Raw genomic sequence first — 19,151 nt, 5'->3', positions numbered from 1 at the left:
TACCGTAAGGATTCCTGTCAAAATATTGGAAGGTATCCTTACGACATGTCAAGGGCTGAGCTCCCCCGACCGGACGAACGCCCGCTGATCGCGCTGGTCGACCGGGCCCATCGGGCGCTGCAGGCCGACATGGTTCGCCGTGCGCACGCGGACGGGCACACCGAGGTGAAGATGGCGCACAACTCGGTCTTCGGCACGTTGCATGCCGAGGGGGCGCGGGCCGCGGAGATGGCGACCCGGGCCGGGATCACCCGGCAGTCGATGGGTGAGGTGATCCGCGACATGGTCGGGCTCGATCTGCTGGAGATGCGCGAGGACCCGAACGACGGGCGCGCGAAGGTGGTCACCTACTCCGAGCACGGGCTGGAAGTGGCGGGGGACGGGTTCGGGTACCTGATCCAGCTCGAACGGCGGTTCGCGGCGGAGTTCGGCCCGGAGGAGTACGCGGTGGCGCGTGACGTACTCGCCCGGGTCGCCGCCGTCCTGGACCGCTACGCCACCGAAACCACCGAAGCCAACACCGAGGCCGCCGATGCAGCCGGAACCGACGCGGCCGGAGCCGGCGGTTAGGCGGGAGCCGGTTAGGCCGGGGGCGGTGGGGCTTGGTCCTCGTCTTCGGCTGGGGGCAAGGTTGGGTAGCCGGTCATCGGGTAGAGGCCGACGGTGAAGCCGTACGTCGTGTCGCCGGCCCGCGGTAGCCGGTCGAACTCGTGGATCAGTTGGTCCACCCGCTGCCAGAACTCCGCCGCGCGCTCCTCCGGAATCCGTGCATGGCGGATGAACGACCGCAGCTGCCCCGCGTCGTACGCCGGTTTGGACTCCCCGGCCGCGACCTCGAAGTCGTTGAAGTCCGGCGGCAACTGCCCGTCCTGCCGGCCGAGCCCGACGTAGAACATCCGCGCCGCGCGCCCGTAGAACCGTTCCTCGATCGCCCGCACCCGGCGGGTCCGGACCACCTGCAGGATGCCCGCGTCGGCGAGCACCTTGACGTGGTGCGCGACCGTGCTCTTCGGCCGCCCGACCGCGGTGGCCAGTTCGGTGACGGTCGCGGCCCGCTCGTGCAGTAGCCCGAGAATCGTCGTCCGCAACGGGTCGCTGATCGCCCGCACCTGCTCGACGGTGGTCAGCTCGACCGTCTCCGCGAGCTCGTAGTCGGGCACTGAAGGATTGATCGGCATGGTCCGATTAGACTAACATCGCCGATTGTTCGAGATATTTGGATCATTGGAGCTGACGATGGCCGAGGTTGTGCTGTACCACCACGCGCAGGGACTGACCGACGGGGTGAAGGCGTTCGCCGAGGAACTCCGGCAGGCGGGTCACACCGTGCACACGCCGGACCTCTACGAGGGCAACACGTACGTGACCCTCGAGGAGGGCATCGAGTACGCGAGCAGTACCGGTTTCGGGGTGATCCTGGAGCGCGGAGTGCAGGCGGCGCAGGGCCTGCCGGAGCAGGTCGTGTACGCCGGGTTCTCGCTCGGTGTGATGCCCGCGCAGAAGCTGACCCAGACCCGCCCGGGCGCGACCGGCGCGCTGTTCTACTACTCGTGCCTGCCGGTGGAGGAGTTCGGCAGCTGGCCCGATGGCGTACCGGTGCAGGTGCACGGGATGGATCAGGACCCGTTCTTCACCGAGGAAGGCGGCGACCTGGACGCCGCCCGCGCCCTGACCGCCGCCGTCCCGTCAGCCGAACTGTTCCTCTACCCCGGCAAGGCGCACCTCTTCGCCGACTCGTCCCTCCCTGGCTACGACGAGCCGGCCGCCAAGCTCCTCCTCCAGCGCACCCTCGACTTTCTTGCGTAAGGACAGTACGTATACGTCCACTAGGCCCGGTTGGCGACGCGTTCAGGCGTGGTCGTCTCGGCAGTGGGCGTATACGTACTGTCGAGCTGCCGACCACGGGGGATGAAGGCGGCGATGGCCAGGGCGGCCAGGGCGGCGCCGGCGCCGATCAGGAGGACGGTGCGGAAGCCGGATTGGGAGGGCAGGGTGTAGCCGCCAAGGGAGATGGTCAGGTTGGCGAGGATTACGCCGGCTACGGCGCTTGAGACCGAGGTGCCGATTGAGCGCATCAGGGTGTTGAAGCTGTTGGCGGCGGCGGTCTCGGAGACCGGGACGGCGGCCATGATCAAGGCCGGCATGGCGCCGTACGCCAGGCCGATGCCGGCGCCGATCAGCAGCGAGACCAGGACGAGCTCCCAGACCGAACCCATCAGCACGCTGCCCACTCCGTACCCGGCCGCGACCACGACCACGCCGAGCATCAGCGTCACCTTCGGCCCACGGGCCTTGGAGATCTTGGCCGAGAACGGTGCCGTGATCAGCATGATCAACCCGGACGGGCCCATCACCAGACCGGACGCGAGCATCGACTGACCGAGTCCGAAACCGGTTGCCTTCGGCATCTGCAACAGCTGTGGCAGTACCAACGACATCGCGAACATCGCGAAGCCGAACACCATCGACGCCAGGTTCGTCAGCAGTACCTGCGGGCGGGCCGTGATCCGCAGGTCGACGAGCGGCTCGTCGATCCGGGTCTCCCACCAGCCCCAGGCCAGCAGCGCGATCACCGCGAGCGCGAACAGGCCGAGCGTACGTCCACCGGTCCAGCCCCAGCTCGCGCCCTGAGAGATTGCCAGCAGCAACGAAATCAGGCCGACCGACAGCCCGGCTCCGCCGAGCAGGTCGAACCGGCCGCCGGAGCGGACCGACGATTCCGGTACGAAGCGCAGGATCAGCGCGAAGACGACCACGCCGAGCCCGGCCGACAGCCAGAACAGCGTGTGCCAGTTGAAGTTCTCCGCGAGCAGCGCCGCGGCGGGCAGGCCGAGCGCGCCGCCGACGCCGAGTGAGGCGCTCATCTGCGCGGTCGCGGTGCCCAGCTTCTCGCTGGGGAGTTCGTCGCGCATGATGCTGATGCCGAGCGGGATCACGCCGGCGGCCAGGCCCTGCAGCGCGCGGCCGGCGATCATCGGCACCAATGAGCTGCTCAGCGCGGCGACGACCGAACCGGCGACCAGCATGCCGACGCTGATCAGCAGCATCCGGCGTTTGCCGTACATGTCGCCGAGCCGGCCCATGATCGGCGTCGCGACCGCGGCCGCGAGCAACGTGGCGGTGATCGCCCACGCGGTGCCGGCGGCCGAGGCGTTCAGTAGCCGGGGCAGCTCGGGGACCAGCGGGATCACCAGGGTCTGCATCAGCGCGACCGTGATACCGGCCGAGGCGAGCACCGGCACGACGGCGCCGGTACGCACGGGTGGAGCTGCGGACATCAGTTGCCTCCGAGGCGGAGATAGATAGTTGGTTTCTGCAACCATACGTTAAGTCAGGCAGTTGACTTAAACAAGTCCGCGAGGCAAGCTGGGGAAAAGAACACACGGAGGTGATGATCTGTGACCGATAGTGATCAGCTCGCCGAGTACCCGATCCCGCCCGTCGATGCGCTCGAGCCGCCGCCCGAGTGGGAGCGCCTGCGGGAGCAGTGCCCTGTTGCGCACGTTCGGCTCCCGAGTGGCGACCAGGCCGCGCTGCTGACGCGGTACGACGACGTCCGGCAGGTGCTTTCCGATCCACGGTTCACCCGGAACGCCGAAGGGGCGGCGCGGGTGTCGGCGGAGGGCTCCGGCATCTTCGACCAGCGCCGGGCCGACGTACCGCGGTCCGGGGAGGGGCACCAGCGCTGGCGGCGGCGGATGACCAAGTGGTTCACCGCCAAGCGGATGGCCGCGATGCGGCCGTCGATCGAGGCGATGGCCGACCAATTGGTCGACGAGATGATCGCGCACGGGCAGCCGGCCGACCTGAAGGCGAGCTTGGGCTTTCCGTTGCCGGTGTGGGTGATCTGCGAGCTCCTCGGCGTACCGGCCTCGGACCGCGACCGGTTCTCCCACTGGTCCGACACGTTCCTGAACTTGAGTCGCTACTCGGCGGCCGAGATGGATGCGGCACAGTCCGCGTTCAGGGCGTACATGGCTGGGCATGTCGAAGCGAAGCGGGCGAACCCGGGCACCGACTTGTTGAGCGACCTGATCACCGGCACCGATTCGGCGGGGGAGTCGCTGAGCGATGACGCGCTTGTGTCGACCGGCACCGGTCTGCTGATCGCCGGGCACGAGACGACCACCAACATGATCGGCAAGATGATGGCGATGCTGCTCGCCGACCGGGACCGATGGGAGCGGCTCGTCGCCGACCGCGGCTTGGTACGGACGGCCGTCGAGGAATCGCTTCGGTACGACGCGAACGCCGGCTTCGGCATGATCCGGTACGTATCCGAGGAGCTCGAACTGTCGGATGGCGTGCTGCCCGCGGGAACCACCGCGATCTGCAGCATGGCCTCGGCCAACCGGGACGAGCGGATCTTTGCCGAGCCTGCTGAGATGGACCTGACGCGCAGCCCGAACGTGCACCTGTCCTTCGGCGCCGGACCGCACTCCTGCATCGGTCAGTCGCTGGCCCGGACGGAACTGCAGGTAGTGCTGGAGGTCCTGCTCCGGCGCCTGCCGACGCTGGCACTGGCTGGTCCGGCAGCGGACCTTCCGCTGGTCGAAGGGCTGCTTGTCGGCGGATTGCGGGAAGTACCAGTGGTTTGGAGGTAATCAAGGTGATGATGGCGAAAACGGAGCGGCCGGAGCGGTCGGCGCGGGTGAACGCGACCCGCGACCTGATCCTGAGCACGGCGGAGCGGCTGTTCGCCGAGCGTGGCGTGCACGAGGTGTCCAACCGGCAGATCGGCGAGGCGGCCGGGCAGGGCAACAACACCGCGGTCGGGTACCACTTCGGCACCAAGACCGATCTGGTCCGGGCGATCGTGCACAAACACGCCGTACCGGTCGAGGAACGGCGGCGGGAGCTGATCGCCGAGCTCGGCGCCGAGCCGGACGTACGCGACTGGGTGACGATCCTGGTCCGGTCGGCGACCGACCACATGGACAGCCTGGGTACGCCGAGCTGGCTGGCCCGGTTCAGCGCGCAGCTGATGAACGACCCGTCACTGCGCGAGATCCAGCAGCAGGAGTCCCTCAGCGCACCGATGCTGCAGCAGGTCGTCGAAGGCCTGGGCGAGCATCTCGCCGAGCTGCCGCCGGCGGTCCGGATCGAGCGTGGCGACATGGCCCGGCACCTGATCATCCAGATGACTGCCGAGTTCGAGCGAGCACTGGCCGAGGGCCGCCCGACCGCACGCGCCAGCTGGCAGGAGATGGCAGACGGCCTGATCGACGGAATCGTCGGCCTACTGACCGCACCGGTAACCGGATGAGCGTACTCGTGGTCGGTGCGTCCGCGGCCGGGTTGACGACCGTAGAAGCCCTGCGGCGCAAGGGATTCCGGGACCAGGTCACGGTGCTCGGCGCGGAGTGGCATCCGCCGTACGACCGGCCGCCGTTGTCGAAGCAGTTCCTCCGCGGGGACTGGGACGAGGACCGGACCCGGCTGCGGCCGGAGGCGATGTTGTCGGCGCTGGACGCCTCGTTTGTCCTTGGTGACTCTGCGGTCGCGTTCGATTCCGGTTCGCGTACGGTGACGACGGCTTCCGGACGGACGCTGACGGCTGACGCGGTGGTGATCGCGACCGGCCTCACGCCACGCCGGCTGCCGGGAGTACAGCCCGACGGCGTACATGTCCTGCGTACGCTCGATGATGCCGCCGCGCTGCGGAAGGACTTCGCGGCGGCGAAGCGTCTCGTCGTGGTGGGTGACGGCGTGCTTGGTGCCGAGATCGCCGCTACGGCAAGGAAAATGGGCCTTGCGGTGACGATGGCCGGGCCGCAGACGGTGCCGTTGGAGAGCCAGCTTGGTCCGATGATCGGTGGCCTGCTTGCCGAGTTGCATCGGTCGGAGGGCGTCGAGCTCCGGTTGGGTACAGCGGTGATCGGTCTGACCGATCGCGACGGCCGGGTGAGCGGCGTACAACTTGCCGACGGCAACGTACTCCCGGCCGAGGTCGTGGTGGTCGCTCTGGGTGCTACACCGGCGACCGAATGGCTTTCAGGCAGTGGTCTTGTCATCGACAACGGCGTGGTTTGCGATGCGTGCTGCCGGGCGGCCGATGGTGTGTACGCGGTCGGTGATGTCGCGCGCTGGCCGTACGAGGACGTGCTGATCCGCCTGGAGAACCGGACGAACGCGACCGAACAAGCGCTGTGTGTCGCGGACAACTTCCTCGGCGCGGATCGCCCGTACGCACCGGTGCCGTACTTCTGGACCGACCAGTTCGCCGCGAAACTCCAAGTACACGGCCGGCCTGCCGCTGATGCCGAGGTGGTGGTTGCTGAGGGCAACTTGGAGGACGGGCGTTTCGTGGCGCACTACCGGCGGGGCGGCCGGGTCGTCGCGGTGCTCGGCTGGAACCTGCCGAAACAGACTCGCCTGCACCGGGGGCAGCACCTCGGGCCGGCGTGACGCACACATCTCTGGGGAAGGAATCGCAATGAGTGTTCCTGTTTATCCGATGACCCGGGCAACAGGGTGTCCGTTCGATCCGCCGCCGCAGCTGCGTGACCTGCAGGGCGAGGCGCCGCTGGTCAAGGTGCGGGTCTTCGACCGGACCGCGTGGATGGTGACGCGGTACGCGGACCAGCGCAAGCTGCTCGCCGATCGACGGCTGAGCTCCGACGTCGGCAAACCGGGGTACCCGAACTCTGTCGCCCGGCCGGTGCAGTCCGACGAGGACACCGGGATCGGGTTCATCCTGATGGACGATCCGGAACACTCGCGGCTGCGGCGGATGGTGACGGCGCCGTTCATGATCAAGCGGGTCGAGGCGATGCGCCCACAGGTACAGGAGATTGTCGACAATCTGATTGATGACATGCTCGCCGGTCCGAAGCCGGTCGACCTGGTTACGGCGTTCGCGTTGCCGGTGCCTTCGCTGGTGATCTGCCGGTTGCTCGGTGTTCCGTACGAGGACCATGATTTCTTTCAGCAGAACAGCAAGACGTTGATCCGTACCAGCGCGTCGATCGAGGAGCGGACCGAGGCGCGGAACAACATCGGCCGGTACCTGAACGAGCTGATGGGTGCGAAGCTGGCGAACCCGGAGGACGACCTGCTGTCCGGGCTGGCCGAGCGGGTGAAGGCCGGTGAACTCACCCGGCGGGACGCGGCCGGGATCGGCGTACTGCTACTGATCGCCGGTCACGAGACGACCGCGAACATGATCGCGCTCGGTACGCTCGCCCTGCTGGAGCATCCGGATCAGCTCGCCGTACTGCGGGAGTCGGAGGACCCGAAGCTGGTCGCCGGCGCGGTCGAGGAACTGCTGCGGTACCTGAACATCACCCACAACGGGCGGCGGCGGGCCGTACTGGAGGACATCGAGTTCGCCGGTGAGGTGCTGAAGGCCGGTGACGGGGTGATCTTCCCGAACGACCTCGGCAACCGGGACGCGGACGCCTTCCCGGACCCGGACCGGTTGGACGTCAGCCGCGACGCGCGGCATCACATCGCGTTCGGGTTCGGCGTACATCAATGCCTTGGGCAACCGTTGGCGCGGATGGAGCTGCAGGTCGTGTACGGCACGCTCTACCGCCGCATCCCGGCACTGCGCCGCGCCGTCGGACTGGACGAGATCCCGTTCAAGCACGACGGCGCCGTGTACGGCGTCTACTCGCTCCCCGTGACCTGGTGAAAGGACACTCGCATGAAGATCATCGTGGACCAGGACAAATGCGTCGCCTCCGGCCAGTGCGTGACCGCGGCCGCCGACGTCTTCGACCAGCGTGACGAGGACGGTGTCGTCGTCCTCCTCACCGACAACCCGTCCGAGGACCTCTCCGCCGACGTCCACCAGGCCGCCGCGGTCTGCCCGGCACTGGCCATCGTCGTGGAGGACTGACCGCGACGGACTGCACGGATGCTCGGCCTGTTCCGCGGCGTCGACCAGGGCACAAGCGTCGACGCCAAGAGTCGTCATGTCTAGAGTGCTGTAGGTGATCAACGGAGCGCACGTGATCATCTACAGCACGGACGCCGAGGCGGACCGGGCGTTCTTCCGGGATGTCCTGCGGTATCCGTCGGTGGACGCGGGCCACGGATGGCTCATCTTCAAGCTCCCGCCGGCCGAAGTGGCAGTACACCCCGCCGACGCCGCGTCGCACGAGCTGCTGCTGATGTGCGACGACCTCGACCGAACGATGAGCGAGCTGACCGACCTGGGCGTGCAGTTCATCCAGCCGCTCCAGCAGCAGCGCTGGGGCGTACTCACCGCATTCCGGCTCCCCGGCGGCGGCACCGTCGGCCTGTACGAACCCCTGCACGAGCGACCCCACAACCTCTGACTCCGCCCCACAGAAACCCCCCAGCCGAGAACAGCCAGGCCCGCTGGACCGGCCAGGCGAAGCTGGCTGGGTTTGAAGGACCGCTCGGGCGAAGTTGGCTTGGTGTGGAGGACTGACTGGGGCGGACGTGCGCCACTCACCAACCGGCGCCGGTTGCCGGGTGCGGCGCTTGCTCGGGCCTCAGTTCCTCGTCGTGTGCGAGGTTGGTGAGTGGTGCAGGTTCGGGGCTGGTCAGGGGAAGGCGGGGGCGTTTCGGGTGGACCAGGTGTGGAAGGTGCTGGCGGGGCGGCCGGTGTGGGCCTGGACGGTGGTTGTGATCAGGTCGGATGCCGGGCGGTTCTGAGCGCTGCCGATGAGTGCCTCGACCAGCTCCGGCGGTCTGCCGTCCGCGAGTAGTTGGGCGCGAGCCGCTTCGAACGGGGTCGGCTCGAACGTGAGCTCCCGGCCGAGCGCGGCGCCGAGAATCCGCACCTGATCCGACCGGCTGACCACCTCCGGTCCGGTCAACGTGAGGGTTGTGCCGGGGGCCGGCTCGCGCAGCACTTCAGCCGCTACGGCCGCGATGTCCACCGGGTCGATCACCGCGGTGGCTGCGCTGTCCGGCCCACGCACGACGTCACCGGACCGGAGCTGCCCGGCCCAGCCGAGCGCGTTGGACGCGAACGTGTCAGCCCGCAGAATCGTCCACTCGACCCCGGACTCACGCACAGCCGCCTCCAGACCGGCATGCAGCCGGGTAATCGGATCGGTGTCCGCGCCGAACCGCACGGCCGACGACGACAAATAGACGACCCGCCGCGCGTACTGGGCGATCCTCTCCAGCACCGCCGTGCCACCAGCCCTGGTCAGGAAAGGCCAGACCAGAAAGACCGCGTCGGCCTCTCGCAGCGCGGCGTCGAGGGTGTCCGGCTTCGCGAGATCAGCACCCGTGCCACGATCAAGCGGCCTGGCATCCGGGAGCAGGCCGGTCAGCTCACGTCCAACGTTCCCACCGGCGCCCGTCACAAGGATCATGCCATCCGGCAACCACCAGCAGCCGCGCCGGTATTCCCCGCGTACGCCCCGGGAGATGCCGTCCGACCCGGCATCGCCACTCCGGCAACGGGAGGGGTTCACCGCTGAGGTGGCCGCTTCACCTCCCGCATGCCGGGTGTCAACGCACCACTTCAGAGGTGAACCTCTCAAATGGCGCGGCCGGGTTTGGGGCGGGTGCGGACGGGGCGAGGGCTGTTCGCGCGGGTTCTGTTGGCGCGGTGGGTGTTGACGCGGGTTGTGTCGGGGCCGGGGCCGGGGCCGGGGGTGTTGGTGCGGGTTTTGTTGGGTGGTTCGGTTGGTGGGGTGGTGTTTTGGCTGGTACTTGGGCTGGGGCGAGGAGGTTGAGGAGGGTGCCGTCGCGTTCGACGGTGGCGTTCGGCCAGCGGCGGCGGATCATGCGGATCGAGCGTTCGTTGGCGGCGCTGACGACGAAGAGGAAGTGCGTCGCGCCGGCGGCGATCGCATCCGCGGCGGCGATCGACAGCATCCGTACACCGAGCCCGCGCCGCTGCTCGTCCTCCCCGATCACCGCCGCAAGCTCAACAACCACCCGACCACCCACCCCACCCAAATCACCCGCACCGCTCGCTCCGCCCAAATCACCCGCATCACCCAAATCACCCGCACTGCTCACTCCACCCGCACCACCCACGTCACGCGCGCCGCCCGGTACGCCCGCTCTGCTCGCTCCACCCACGCAACTCGCATCGCCCGCGCTGCTCGCTCCACCCGCATCGCCCGCGCTGCTCGCTCCACCCGCCCCACCTGCGCCACCCGCGTCACCGGCGCCGCCCGCTTCGCCCGCACCGTTTGCGCTGCCCGCTTCACCCGCACCGTTTGCGCCGCCCGCGCTGCTCGCTCCACCCGCATCGCCCGCGCTGTTCGCTCCACCCGCCCCACCTGCGCCACTCGCGTCACCGGCGCCGCCCGCTTCGCCCGCACCGTTTGCGCTGCCCGCTTCGCCCGCACCGTTTGCGCCGCCCGCGCTGCTCGCTCCACCCGCATTGCTCGCTTCGCCTGCACCGTTTGCGCTGCTCGCTCCGCCCGCGCTGTTCGCTCCACCAGCTCCACCCGCATAACTTGCATGACACGCACCGCTCGTGCTGCTCGCGCCGCTTGTGTTGGTCGTGTTGCTGTGGGTCCAGGCCCACATGGTGTGGCCGACGATGGTGTTGCCTCGGGTGGCGACGAAGGCGGCGCCGGCTGGGCAGAGCATTCGAAGCAGTACGGCGGGGCGGGGTGGGTGGCCGATCGCGGTTTGGAACCGGAAGTAGCGGCTGAGGTCGGTCAGCGTCATCAGCATCGTGGCCAGCTGGTCCGCGTCGGATTCACCGGCGCGGCGGATGTCGGGTTCACCGGTGCGGCGGATGTCGGGTTCACCGGTGCGGCGGACGGCTGGCGGGTCCGTCTGAGTCTGGTTCACGGATTCAGCGTTGCTGGGTTGGCTGAGTCTGTCAAGCGGACTTATCCTGGTGAGATGGGCACGGTACTGGACGAGCAGGTTCCGGAGGCGATGAACTGGTCGACGGAGAACTGCACGATTTCCCGGATCATGGAGATCCTCGGTGACAAGTGGACTTTTCACGTTCTGCGCGAGTTGTTCGTCGGTGTTCGCCGGTTCGAGGACATTCGGTCCCGGGCCGGGATTCCGCGGCAGATGCTGACCGAGCGGCTCGCCGGGTTGATCGAGCGCGGTCTGATCCGCCGGCATCCGTACCGGCTGGCCGGTCAGCGGGAGCGGTCCGAGTACCGGCTGACCACCGCCGGGCTGGATCTCTACCCGGTGCTGGTCGCGATGATCCAGTGGGGCGACCAGTACCTGCCACTCGCGGCCGGCCCGCCGATCGAGCCCCGGCACCGCGGCGAATGCGGTGAACGCGTCACCGTCACCATGCACTGCGAGGCCGGCCACGAACCGGCACCGCGCGAGGTAGCCATGCTCCCCGGCCCCGGCGCCGAGCGCCGCCAGTAGACCCGCACCCCGACGTCAGCAGAACCGCGCGCTGGCGTCGGCGCAACTGCAGCCCGGCGTCAGCGGAACCGTGCGCCCGGTGTCAGCGGAATCGTGCGGGCGGTGCGTACTCCGCCGTTAGTAGTTGTCGGTGGCTTCGATGGCGCGGCGGATCAGGGTTTCTGTTTCACGTGGTTGGGCGGCTGTGATCGATACCGCGTCCATTGTCACCGCGTACGTGTCCAGTTCCTCGCGCTTGTCCAGGTAGACCGCGCTGGTCAGATGTTCGATGTACACAATGTCCGGCAGGTCCGCGTCGTTGAAGCGGAGCAGGGTGAACGCGCCGCCGGTTGACGTGTACCCGCCCTTCTCGAACGGGATGATCTGCAGTGTCACGTTGTGCCGGCGCGATGCTTCGAGCAGGAACTCCAGTTGCGCGCGCAGTACCTTGACCCCGCCGATCGGACGGCGCAGCACGGATTCGTCGACGACTGCCCAGAGCCGGGCCGGCCGTTGCCGGGTCAGCACTTCCTGGCGGCTCATCCGCAGCGAGATGAGACGGTCCTGCTCGGCGCGTGACAACGGCTGATCCTGCTGGCCGAGCTGGACGACCGCCCGCGCGTACTCGGGTGTCTGCAGCAGGCCGGGTACGAACTGGAGCTCGAACGTACGGATCAGGTCGGCCGCCATCTCCAGGCCGAGGTAGGAATGGAACCACGCCGGCGTCAGGTCGTCGTACCGCTGCCACCAGCCCGGGTTGTTCGCCTCGCGGGCCAGCGTCAGCAGCCGGTCGCGCTCCTCGGGGTCGTCGAGCTTGTAGAGCGTCAGCAGGTCGTCGACGTCGCGAACCTTGAAGCCGACCCGCCCGAGCTCCAGCCGGCTGATCTTCGACTCCGAGCCACGGATCGCCCAGCCGGCGTCGCTACGGGTGACACCGGCGTCCTCCCGGAGCCGCCGCAGGTGGACTCCGAGCATGATGCGCAAGGCGGTCGGACCGCCGTAAGCGCCTGGCTCGGTCACGTCTCGCCTCCCACAGCTTGTCCCGACGCATGCCCAGGTAACAGTTGATCATTCCACAACGAATCAGGAACCAGTGCATGATCACCCGGACACGCGGTGTGTTCAGCGCACCTCACAGTCAGTAGAGTCGGGCAAACAGAACTCCCGATCACTCTCTGCGAGGTTCACCAATGGTCGATGCTGCCAACGCGCCAAGCTCGATCCCGGTCGGCGTCGACACCAGCCGGGCCAGCATTGCCCGGGTGTACGACGCCTTCCTGGGCGGCAAGGACAACTTCGAGGTCGACCGCGAGGTCTTACGTGGTGTCCAGGCCGCCGCGCCGCAGGCCCAGGACCTGGCCTGGTCGAACCGGAACTTCCTGATCCGTTCCTGCCGCTTCCTCGCCGGCCAGGCGGGGATCACGCAGTACCTGGACTGCGGCTCCGGCCTGCCGACCGCCGAGAACACCCACCAGGTCGTGCAGCGGATCCAGCCCGAGGCCAAGGTGCTCTACATCGACAACGACCCGGTGGTGCTCGCGCACGGCCGCGCGCTGCTCGAGGAGAACGAGAACACGCTGTTCGTCAGCGCCGACATCTTCGACCCGGACGAGGTGCTGAGCCATCCCGAGGTGCGCGAGTTCCTCGACTTCAGCCAGCCGATCGCCGTGATGCAGGCCGGCACGCTGCACCACTACATCGGCACCGAGGGCGCCGAGATCATGCAGAAGTACGTCGACGCGGTGGTGCCCGGGTCGTACACGGTGATCTCGCACTTCTACGACCCGGAGACGCCGGAGCACTCCGCGGTCGCCCAGAAGATGGAGGACAAGTTCATCCACAGCCCGATGGGCAGCGGCCGGTTCCGCACCCGCAAGGAGCTGATGGAGTTCTTCCCCGGCCAGGAGCTGGTCGCGCCGGGCATGGTGCTGTGCGACGACTGGTGGCCGGACGGCCCGCGGCTCAAGCCGCTGAACCAGGTCGAGGAGTGCATCGTCGGCGCGGTCGGCCGCAAGCTCTGACTCTCCTGATCTGATAGTTGCCCGGAGCGTACGTTGCTCCGGGCAACTGTTTGTTTCAGATGTGCTCGGAGACGAGGGTTGCCGCCGTACCGTCCTCGAGCGCCTGGAAGACATGCGCCTGGTCGCCCGGGTACGCGATGTAGTCGCCGGGGCGGAGCTCGACCGGGTCGTCGCTCGGGCCGACCAGAGCGCGGCCGGAGCCGAGGATGACGTGCTCGACGACGCCGGGCATGTGCGGGTCGGCCTTCCGGCCGGGTCCGGGGGAGGCGACGATGCGGTAGATGTCGCGGCGGGCGTTCGGTGGGCAGGAGGCGACCAGGGTGGCGCTGTAGTCGGACCGCTCGGAGTAGATCGCGGGGCCGTCGCCGGCGCGGATGATCTGGACTTTCGGCCGGGGCGGATCGACCAGCGCGGCGAACGGCGTGTCCAGCGCGACCGCGAGTGCCCAGAGCGTCTCCACGCTGGGGTTGCCGGTGCCGGACTCGAGCTGGGAGAGCGTGGACTTGGCCACCCCGGCCCGCTTCGCGACCTCGGTCAGCGACAGGCCGGACCGGGCCCGGTGCCGGCGCAGGGAACTGGCGATCACGTCCAGTGGTGCCTTGCTGTCCATCGGTGTTCGCTCCATCGGTATGGTCGTTCGGCTTGACGAACAGGTGTCGCGTTGTTCATCATAATGCCCATGCGTTCGATCTGGCGAACACTCGACCGGGGACTGGCCCGGGACATCGCCCTGGTATGTCTGGCCGACGGTGTGGTCGGGCTCTCGTACGGCGCGATCAGCGTCGGCGGCGGGCTGCCGTTGTGGGTACCGATCGTGCTGTCGCTGATCGTGTTCGCCGGCGCCTCGCAATTCCTGTTCGTCGGGATCGTCGCCGCCGGCGGCAGCCCGATCGCGGCGATGATCGCCGGGCTGCTGGTGAACAGCCGGCACATCGCTTTCGGTCTCGCGGTGAGTGACGTGATCGGCGGCGGCTGGCGCCGGTGGGCGGGCAGTCACCTGATGACGGACGAGAACGTGGCGTTCGCGATGGGGCAGGACGAGTTGCGGCAGAAGCGCGCGGCGTACTGGGCGTGCGGGACCGGCATCTTTGTCAGCTGGAACCTGGGTGTCGTGGTTGGTGGCCTGGCCGGGTCGGTGATCACCGATACCGATGCGTTCGGGCTGGACGCGGCGTTCCCGGCGGTTCTGCTGGCGCTCGTGCTGCCGGCGTTGCGCGATCGCTCGACGCGTACGGCGGCACTGGTCGGCGTGGTGATCGCGCTGGCCGCGACACCGTTCTTGCCGGCCGGGTTGCCGGTTCTGCTTGCGCTCGTCGGAATGTTGTTCTATCGCGCCGAGAAGCCCGCGCTGGAAGAGGTGACGTCGTGACGAACACGCCTTTGCTGTTGGCCGGTATCGGGGTGCTTGCCGTAGGCACCTTTTCGATGCGGTTCGCCGGACCGGCGTTGCGGAGCCGGGTCGAGGTGCCGGAGCGGGCGCAGAAGCTGCTGGCGGCGGCCGCGATCGTGCTGCTGACCGCGTTGGTTGCCACCGCCGCGCTGACCGCGGGTCATGGTCCGGCCGGGATCGCGCGGCCGGCGGGCGTACTGGTCGGTGGGATCCTTGCGTGGCGGAAGGTGCCGTTCGTCCTGATCGTCGTCGGCGCGGCGGCAACCGCGGCCGTACTACGCCTCCTCGGCGTTCCGTAGCGCATGAGCCGTAGAGCGTGAGCCGGAGAACGTGACCCGTCGCTCGCGGGGCGGTCGTTGGTACCCGTCGGAGCGATAACGTGCGGGCATGAGCACGTACCCGGGGCAGCCTGCCGCGCCGAAGAAGACCCTTACCTGGATCGCCATCGCCTGTTTCGCGCTCGCGGTGATCGTGACCGGGTTCTTCGCCTGGCGGATCGTCGTCACCGCGCCGCGATCACCACAACCGATCGCGGGCGGCACGGTGCACCTGAAGAAGGAAGGTCTGACCGTGTACGCGTCCGTGCCGGCGCTCCGCCCACCCTGCGAAGCGAAGGACGCGGCCGGTAACGATGTCCCGCTGAAGGGGCCGAGCGGCTCGGAGACGATCACGATCAACGGCGACTCCTGGTACGTGGTCGCCCGCTCGGTCCGTCCGGTACCGGCCGGCGACTACACCATCTCCTGCAAGGACACCGAGAGCAGCGCCACGTACGCCGCCGGTCCCCGCTCCTCGGTGGTCGCCTTCGTCGTGTCGATCCTCGCGACGATCCTCTCGTTCCTGATCTTCGTCGGCCTCGGCGTGGTCTTCCTCGTCATCAGCCTGATCCGCAACCACCGCCGCAACCGCCCGGGCAGCACCTTTCCTACTCATCCCCAGCCCCCGAACCCCGGGCAAAACTTCCCGTCCCAGCCCTACAACCCAGGCCCCAACCCCGACCGCCCGCAGGACCGCTGACGGACCTCAGGAAGCTGAGAGAGTGCTTAGTGGGCTGACCTCGGTCATGGGGGGATCACGGTGCGCAGTAGATTGGCGCAATGCCGACCGCCGCAGAGCCGACCGGGGTGGCCAACCCCGCACAGCCGGCAGCGCTGGCCGAACGTTACGGACTCTCCAAGAGCTCGATCCGCCCGTCGCTCAGTACGTACCTGAGTGAGCTGTGGAGCCGTCGTCAGTTCGTCCTCAGCTACGCCACCGCACGCACCTACGCCATGTACGCCGGCGCCCGGCTGGGCTCGGTCTGGCAGGTGCTGACACCGTTGCTCAACGCGGCGGTCTACTACCTGGCCTTCGGGGTGCTGCTGGGCACCCGGAACGGGATCGACAACTACGTCGCGTTCCTGCTCAGCGGGATCTTCGTGTTCACGTTCACCCAGCGCTGCATGACCGAAGGTTCCCGTTCGCTCGCGCTGAACCTGTCGCTGATCCGGACCCTGCACTTCCCGCGCGCGACGCTCCCACTCGCGTACGTGCTGAACGAGCTGAACCAGATGATGGTCTCGATGGCGATCCTGTTCGCCGTGGTCGGGTTCACCGACGGGCCGGCCTGGCGCTGGTTCATGGTGGTACCGGCGATGCTGCTGCAGGTGATGTTCAACATCGGCATCACGCTGGTCTTCGCCCGGATCGGTACGTTCGTGTCGGACATCAGTCAGCTGCTGCCGTTCATCACGCGGACCTGGCTGTACGCGTCCGGGATCTTCTTCTCGCTGCCGTACAAGCTGTCCCAGCTGCACGCGCCGGGCTGGGTTGTCCAGGTGCTGGCGTTCAACCCGATCTCGGCGTACATCGACATCATCCGGCGGTCGCTGCTGCAGGAGCACCAGAAGAACCAGCTCCCGCACGCGTGGACGATCGCGATCGTCTGGTCGTTCCTGATGCTCGTCGTCGGGTTCGTGTACTTCTGGCGGGCGGAGGACCGGTATGGACGCGGCTGAACCAACAGTCATCGCCGACAAGCTGGACATCATCTACAAGGTGATCGCCGGGCAGGGCGGCAAAGGTACGGCGGCGACCGCGCTGCGGCGGATCATCAAACGTCAGGACCGGCCGACGATCCGCGAGGTGCACGCGGTGAAGAACGTGAGCTTCACGGCGTACAAAGGTGACGCGATCGGCGTCATCGGCCGCAACGGCTCCGGCAAGTCGACCATGCTGCGGGCGATCGCCGGTCTGCTGCCGCCGGCGTCCGGCGCCGTGTACACCGGTGGGCGGCCGTCGTTGCTGGGCGTCAACGCCGCGATGATGAACGACCTGACCGGCGACCGGAACGTGGTGCTCGGCTGCCTCGCGATGGGCATGTCCGCGGCCGAGGTCGACCGCCGGTACGACGAGATCGTCGAGTTCTCCGGGATCGGCGACTTCATCGACCTGCCGATGTCGACGTACTCGTCCGGTATGCAGGCCCGGCTGAAGTTCGCGATCGCGTCCGCGAAGACCCATGACATCCTGCTCGTCGACGAGGCCCTGGCAACCGGCGACGCCGAGTTCCGGGTCCGCTCGGAACGCAAGATCAAGGAACTCCGCGATCAGGCCGGCACCGTCTTCCTGGTCAGCCACAGCCTCGACGTAGTCCAGGAAACCTGCAACCGAGCCCTCTGGCTGGACGCCGGCACCCTGAAACAAGACGGCCCGGTAGACGAGGTAGTCGCCGCCTACATCGCCTCCACCCGCACCGGCTAGGCCTGCCTGGACGGGCGATCCGGTGGGGTCGTGGCCGGCGTACAGCATCACCTCGGTGTGCTGACCGACGCGGACCTGAGCGTGGTTGACGGCCTGCTCGTGACGAGCGTCGCGCGTGCGAGCCTCGAGTCCGCGTGTACGGCGTCGTTCGACGTGGGCGTCATCGGCGTCGACGCCGCGCTTCGTACCGGCGGGCTCGGCGAGGACGAGGTACGACGACTGCGATCCGTGATCGCGTACTGGCCTGGTTCCGCCGCCGCCCGGAAAGCGCTGAGCTTCGGAAACGGTCTGTCCGAGTCGGTTGGCGAGTCACGCATGCGGGTGCTGATGTACGAGCATGGGCTGCCGCGACCACGATTGCAGACCGAGTACCGCGATCGGTTCGGACTCATCGGCCGGGTCGACTTCGACTTCGAGGGGTACGACACGGCTGTCGAGTTCGACGGCGCATTGAAGTACGGCGATGGGTCGCCCGAGGTACTGATCCGCGAGAAGCGGCGCGAGGACCGCCTCCGCGCACTCGGCCTCATCGTCATCCGCACCGACTGGACCGACTTCGATCACCCCGCCCAGCTGGCCACCAACATGCTCCGCGTCCTCAACCGCCGCCGCTGAGGAGCTTCTCCACTCTTGCTGTGGGTTCTCCACTCGCATACCGGTGGAGAACCCACAACAACGGTGGATATCCACTCTTGTGTGGAGGGTGCCGAGCGGCAGGCGGGTCAGGTGGGTTGGGGGTGTTCTCGGAGGCCGATGAGGAAGCCCAGGCCCCAGGAGATGTGCATGGTGGCGCAGACGAGGGGCATCCAGAAGAGGGCTTTCCAGGGGAGGTAGCGGCCTTCCATGGCGGAGCCGAAGATGAGGAGGAGGGCGTAGCCGAGGGGGGCCACGAAGCCGAGGTCCAGCCAGCTGATGCCGGTGGCCAGGCCGATGATGCCCAGGATGGTGCCTACTACCAGGCCGATGACCGCGACCGGCGGTGCGAGGTACCGCTTGCTGGCGGTTTCGGGGTGGCGGCGGATTACCTCGCGGCGCCACTGGCCGGTGTGGAAGAACTGCTTGGCGACGGCTGACAGCGACGACCGCGGCCGGTACGTGACGGACAGATCCGGACTGAACCAGATCAGGCCGCCGGTCTTCCGGATGCGGTAGTTCAGCTCCCAGTCCTGCGCCCGGTGCATGGTCTCGTCGAAACCGCCGACGCGTTCCAGCGCGGCCCGCCGGAAGACGCCCAGGTACACGGTGTCGGCCGGCCCGGCCTTGCCGCCCTGGTGGAACGTCGACGCGCCGAGCCCGAGCCGGGAGCGGTACGCGCAGGCGACCGCCATTTCGGTCGGCGTCCGGCCTTCGGCCGCCATCACGCCACCGACGTTGTCGGCGCCGCTTTCCTGGAGCACCTCGACCGCGCGGGTGATGTACCCGTCGGTGAGCGCGCCGTGCCCGTCCACCCGGACCAGGATGTCGTGCCGGGCGTGCGCGATGCCGACGTTCAGCGCGGCCGGCGTCTTGCCGGTCGGGTTCGGCACGATGGTGATCCGGTGGTCCTTCTCGGCCAGCTTGGCCGCGATCTCCTCGGTCCGGTCCTTGCTCGGGCCGATCGCCAGCACGACTTCGAGCTCACCCGGGTAGTCCTGCTCGAGGACACGGCCGACCGCCTCTTCGAGGTGTCGTTCCTCGTTCAGCACGGGCATCACGACGGAGACGGGTGGCCAGGGGGACAGCGGCAT

General features: G+C 68.1%; 24 protein-coding genes. 16 read left to right on the top strand and 8 right to left on the bottom strand.

From position 1 onward, the window contains the following. Window positions 1-45: 45 nt before the first annotated feature. Entirely contained in the window at window positions 46-570 is a 525-nt protein-coding gene (locus HDA44_RS19240; protein ID WP_184836355.1) for a MarR family winged helix-turn-helix transcriptional regulator, read from the top strand. An 11-nt stretch (window positions 571-581) separates the two neighbouring features. On the opposite strand, the gene HDA44_RS19235 is transcribed toward HDA44_RS19240, so the two are convergent. Beyond that, a complete protein-coding gene (locus tag HDA44_RS19235; protein WP_184836353.1) occupies window positions 582-1,178 on the bottom strand; it encodes an ArsR/SmtB family transcription factor in 597 nt (198 codons plus the stop codon). A 58-nt stretch (window positions 1,179-1,236) separates the two neighbouring features. Between HDA44_RS19235 and HDA44_RS19230 the strand changes: the two genes are divergently transcribed. Then, on the top strand, window positions 1,237-1,806 hold the full coding sequence (locus tag HDA44_RS19230) for a dienelactone hydrolase family protein (protein WP_184836351.1): 570 nt from the start codon (window positions 1,237-1,239) through the stop codon (window positions 1,804-1,806). A gap of 20 nt (window positions 1,807-1,826) precedes the next feature. On the opposite strand, the gene HDA44_RS19225 is transcribed toward HDA44_RS19230, so the two are convergent. Continuing rightward, window positions 1,827-3,278, bottom strand: a complete 1,452-nt coding sequence (locus HDA44_RS19225; RefSeq protein ID WP_184836349.1) for an MFS transporter — start codon at window positions 3,276-3,278, stop codon at window positions 1,827-1,829. A gap of 120 nt (window positions 3,279-3,398) precedes the next feature. Here HDA44_RS19225 and HDA44_RS38600 point away from each other — a divergent pair, with 120 nt between their 5' ends. The 6 genes from HDA44_RS38600 (at window position 3,399) to HDA44_RS19195 (ending at window position 8,285) form a co-directional block, all read left to right on the top strand. Beyond that, window positions 3,399-4,604, top strand: coding sequence for a cytochrome P450 (locus tag HDA44_RS38600; RefSeq protein WP_184836347.1), 1,206 nt, complete (start codon window positions 3,399-3,401; stop codon window positions 4,602-4,604). A gap of 11 nt (window positions 4,605-4,615) precedes the next feature. Continuing rightward, window positions 4,616-5,266, top strand: a complete 651-nt coding sequence (locus HDA44_RS19215) for a TetR/AcrR family transcriptional regulator (protein WP_238352489.1) — start codon at window positions 4,616-4,618, stop codon at window positions 5,264-5,266. Continuing rightward, window positions 5,263-6,408, top strand: coding sequence for an NAD(P)/FAD-dependent oxidoreductase (locus HDA44_RS19210; RefSeq protein ID WP_184836343.1), 1,146 nt, complete (start codon window positions 5,263-5,265; stop codon window positions 6,406-6,408). Before HDA44_RS19215 ends, HDA44_RS19210 begins: the two co-directional genes overlap by 4 nt. Before the next feature lie 28 nt (window positions 6,409-6,436). Continuing rightward, complete coding sequence (locus HDA44_RS19205; RefSeq protein WP_184836341.1) at window positions 6,437-7,636, top strand: cytochrome P450; 1,200 nt, start codon at window positions 6,437-6,439, stop codon at window positions 7,634-7,636. Window positions 7,637-7,648: 12 nt separating this feature from the next. Continuing rightward, window positions 7,649-7,843 (top strand): ferredoxin, encoded by a 195-nt coding sequence (locus tag HDA44_RS19200; protein ID WP_184836339.1) that lies wholly within the window; start codon window positions 7,649-7,651, stop codon window positions 7,841-7,843. Window positions 7,844-7,937: 94 nt separating this feature from the next. Beyond that, entirely contained in the window at window positions 7,938-8,285 is a 348-nt protein-coding gene (locus HDA44_RS19195) for a VOC family protein (RefSeq protein WP_184836337.1), read from the top strand. Between the two features lie 231 nt (window positions 8,286-8,516). Here the strand turns inward: HDA44_RS19195 and HDA44_RS19190 are convergent, their stop codons facing one another. From HDA44_RS19190 to HDA44_RS38120, 3 genes are all read right to left on the bottom strand, one after another. Beyond that, a complete protein-coding gene (locus HDA44_RS19190; RefSeq protein WP_184836335.1) occupies window positions 8,517-9,299 on the bottom strand; it encodes an NAD(P)H-binding protein in 783 nt (260 codons plus the stop codon). Between the two features lie 139 nt (window positions 9,300-9,438). Beyond that, window positions 9,439-9,870 carry a hypothetical protein gene (locus HDA44_RS19185; RefSeq protein WP_184836333.1) on the bottom strand — a complete coding sequence of 144 codons (432 nt, stop codon included), beginning with the start codon at window positions 9,868-9,870 and terminating at the stop codon, window positions 9,439-9,441. Between the two features lie 80 nt (window positions 9,871-9,950). Beyond that, a complete protein-coding gene (locus HDA44_RS38120; RefSeq protein ID WP_184836331.1) occupies window positions 9,951-10,382 on the bottom strand; it encodes a hypothetical protein in 432 nt (143 codons plus the stop codon). Window positions 10,383-10,476: 94 nt separating this feature from the next. On the opposite strand from HDA44_RS38120, the gene HDA44_RS38595 reads away from it, so the two are divergent. Further along, a complete protein-coding gene (locus HDA44_RS38595; RefSeq protein WP_337906144.1) occupies window positions 10,477-11,292 on the top strand; it encodes a winged helix-turn-helix transcriptional regulator in 816 nt (271 codons plus the stop codon). A 117-nt stretch (window positions 11,293-11,409) separates the two neighbouring features. Here HDA44_RS38595 and HDA44_RS19170 read toward each other — a convergent pair whose 3' ends face one another. Continuing rightward, window positions 11,410-12,291 (bottom strand): helix-turn-helix domain-containing protein, encoded by an 882-nt coding sequence (locus tag HDA44_RS19170; RefSeq protein ID WP_337906142.1) that lies wholly within the window; start codon window positions 12,289-12,291, stop codon window positions 11,410-11,412. Between the two features lie 170 nt (window positions 12,292-12,461). On the opposite strand from HDA44_RS19170, the gene HDA44_RS19165 reads away from it, so the two are divergent. Then, entirely contained in the window at window positions 12,462-13,292 is an 831-nt protein-coding gene (locus tag HDA44_RS19165; protein ID WP_184836329.1) for an SAM-dependent methyltransferase, read from the top strand. A 55-nt stretch (window positions 13,293-13,347) separates the two neighbouring features. Here HDA44_RS19165 and HDA44_RS19160 read toward each other — a convergent pair whose 3' ends face one another. After that, complete coding sequence (locus HDA44_RS19160; protein WP_238352488.1) at window positions 13,348-13,917, bottom strand: helix-turn-helix domain-containing protein; 570 nt, start codon at window positions 13,915-13,917, stop codon at window positions 13,348-13,350. Between the two features lie 54 nt (window positions 13,918-13,971). On the opposite strand from HDA44_RS19160, the gene HDA44_RS19155 reads away from it, so the two are divergent. The 6 genes from HDA44_RS19155 (at window position 13,972) to HDA44_RS19130 (ending at window position 18,039) form a co-directional block, all read left to right on the top strand. After that, a complete protein-coding gene (locus tag HDA44_RS19155; protein ID WP_184836327.1) occupies window positions 13,972-14,661 on the top strand; it encodes an AzlC family ABC transporter permease in 690 nt (229 codons plus the stop codon). After that, on the top strand, window positions 14,658-14,981 hold the full coding sequence (locus HDA44_RS19150; RefSeq protein WP_184836325.1) for an AzlD domain-containing protein: 324 nt from the start codon (window positions 14,658-14,660) through the stop codon (window positions 14,979-14,981). The genes HDA44_RS19155 and HDA44_RS19150 overlap by 4 nt, the downstream gene beginning before the upstream one ends. A gap of 88 nt (window positions 14,982-15,069) precedes the next feature. Beyond that, a complete protein-coding gene (locus HDA44_RS19145; RefSeq protein WP_184836323.1) occupies window positions 15,070-15,699 on the top strand; it encodes a hypothetical protein in 630 nt (209 codons plus the stop codon). 80 nt (window positions 15,700-15,779) lie between these two features. Then, entirely contained in the window at window positions 15,780-16,679 is a 900-nt protein-coding gene (locus HDA44_RS19140; protein ID WP_184836321.1) for an ABC transporter permease, read from the top strand. Beyond that, window positions 16,666-17,424 (top strand): ABC transporter ATP-binding protein, encoded by a 759-nt coding sequence (locus tag HDA44_RS19135; protein ID WP_184836319.1) that lies wholly within the window; start codon window positions 16,666-16,668, stop codon window positions 17,422-17,424. Before HDA44_RS19140 ends, HDA44_RS19135 begins: the two co-directional genes overlap by 14 nt. Before the next feature lie 30 nt (window positions 17,425-17,454). Continuing rightward, on the top strand, window positions 17,455-18,039 hold the full coding sequence (locus HDA44_RS19130; protein ID WP_184836317.1) for a hypothetical protein: 585 nt from the start codon (window positions 17,455-17,457) through the stop codon (window positions 18,037-18,039). A gap of 107 nt (window positions 18,040-18,146) precedes the next feature. Here HDA44_RS19130 and HDA44_RS19125 read toward each other — a convergent pair whose 3' ends face one another. Then, window positions 18,147-19,151 (bottom strand): glycosyltransferase family 2 protein, encoded by a 1,005-nt coding sequence (locus HDA44_RS19125; protein WP_184836315.1) that lies wholly within the window; start codon window positions 19,149-19,151, stop codon window positions 18,147-18,149.

The sequence above is a fragment of the Kribbella solani genome (assembly GCF_014205295.1).
Taxonomy (GTDB): domain Bacteria; phylum Actinomycetota; class Actinomycetes; order Propionibacteriales; family Kribbellaceae; genus Kribbella; species Kribbella solani.
The sequence above is the reverse complement of the archived record's forward strand: the minus strand, read 5'-3'. Positions and strand labels throughout refer to the sequence as shown.

Bases quoted from the DNA above. Each gene is read 5' to 3' on its own strand.
- HDA44_RS19240 (WP_184836355.1), top strand. From the start codon at position 46: ATGTCAAGGGCTGAGCTCCCCCGACCGGACGAACGCCCGCTGATCGCG.
- HDA44_RS19235 (WP_184836353.1), bottom strand. From the start codon at position 1,178: ATGCCGATCAATCCTTCAGTGCCCGACTACGAGCTCGCGGAGACGGTC.
- HDA44_RS19230 (WP_184836351.1), top strand. From the start codon at position 1,237: ATGGCCGAGGTTGTGCTGTACCACCACGCGCAGGGACTGACCGACGGG.
- HDA44_RS19225 (WP_184836349.1), bottom strand. From the start codon at position 3,278: ATGTCCGCAGCTCCACCCGTGCGTACCGGCGCCGTCGTGCCGGTGCTC.
- HDA44_RS19215 (WP_238352489.1), top strand. From the start codon at position 4,616: ATGGCGAAAACGGAGCGGCCGGAGCGGTCGGCGCGGGTGAACGCGACC.
- HDA44_RS19210 (WP_184836343.1), top strand. From the start codon at position 5,263: ATGAGCGTACTCGTGGTCGGTGCGTCCGCGGCCGGGTTGACGACCGTA.
- HDA44_RS19205 (WP_184836341.1), top strand. From the start codon at position 6,437: ATGAGTGTTCCTGTTTATCCGATGACCCGGGCAACAGGGTGTCCGTTC.
- HDA44_RS19200 (WP_184836339.1), top strand. From the start codon at position 7,649: ATGAAGATCATCGTGGACCAGGACAAATGCGTCGCCTCCGGCCAGTGC.
- HDA44_RS19190 (WP_184836335.1), bottom strand. From the start codon at position 9,299: ATGATCCTTGTGACGGGCGCCGGTGGGAACGTTGGACGTGAGCTGACC.
- HDA44_RS19165 (WP_184836329.1), top strand. From the start codon at position 12,462: ATGGTCGATGCTGCCAACGCGCCAAGCTCGATCCCGGTCGGCGTCGAC.
- HDA44_RS19160 (WP_238352488.1), bottom strand. From the start codon at position 13,917: ATGGAGCGAACACCGATGGACAGCAAGGCACCACTGGACGTGATCGCC.
- HDA44_RS19155 (WP_184836327.1), top strand. From the start codon at position 13,972: ATGCGTTCGATCTGGCGAACACTCGACCGGGGACTGGCCCGGGACATC.
- HDA44_RS19145 (WP_184836323.1), top strand. From the start codon at position 15,070: ATGAGCACGTACCCGGGGCAGCCTGCCGCGCCGAAGAAGACCCTTACC.
- HDA44_RS19140 (WP_184836321.1), top strand. From the start codon at position 15,780: ATGCCGACCGCCGCAGAGCCGACCGGGGTGGCCAACCCCGCACAGCCG.
- HDA44_RS19135 (WP_184836319.1), top strand. From the start codon at position 16,666: ATGGACGCGGCTGAACCAACAGTCATCGCCGACAAGCTGGACATCATC.
- HDA44_RS19125 (WP_184836315.1), bottom strand. From the start codon at position 19,151: ATGCCGCTGTCCCCCTGGCCACCCGTCTCCGTCGTGATGCCCGTGCTG.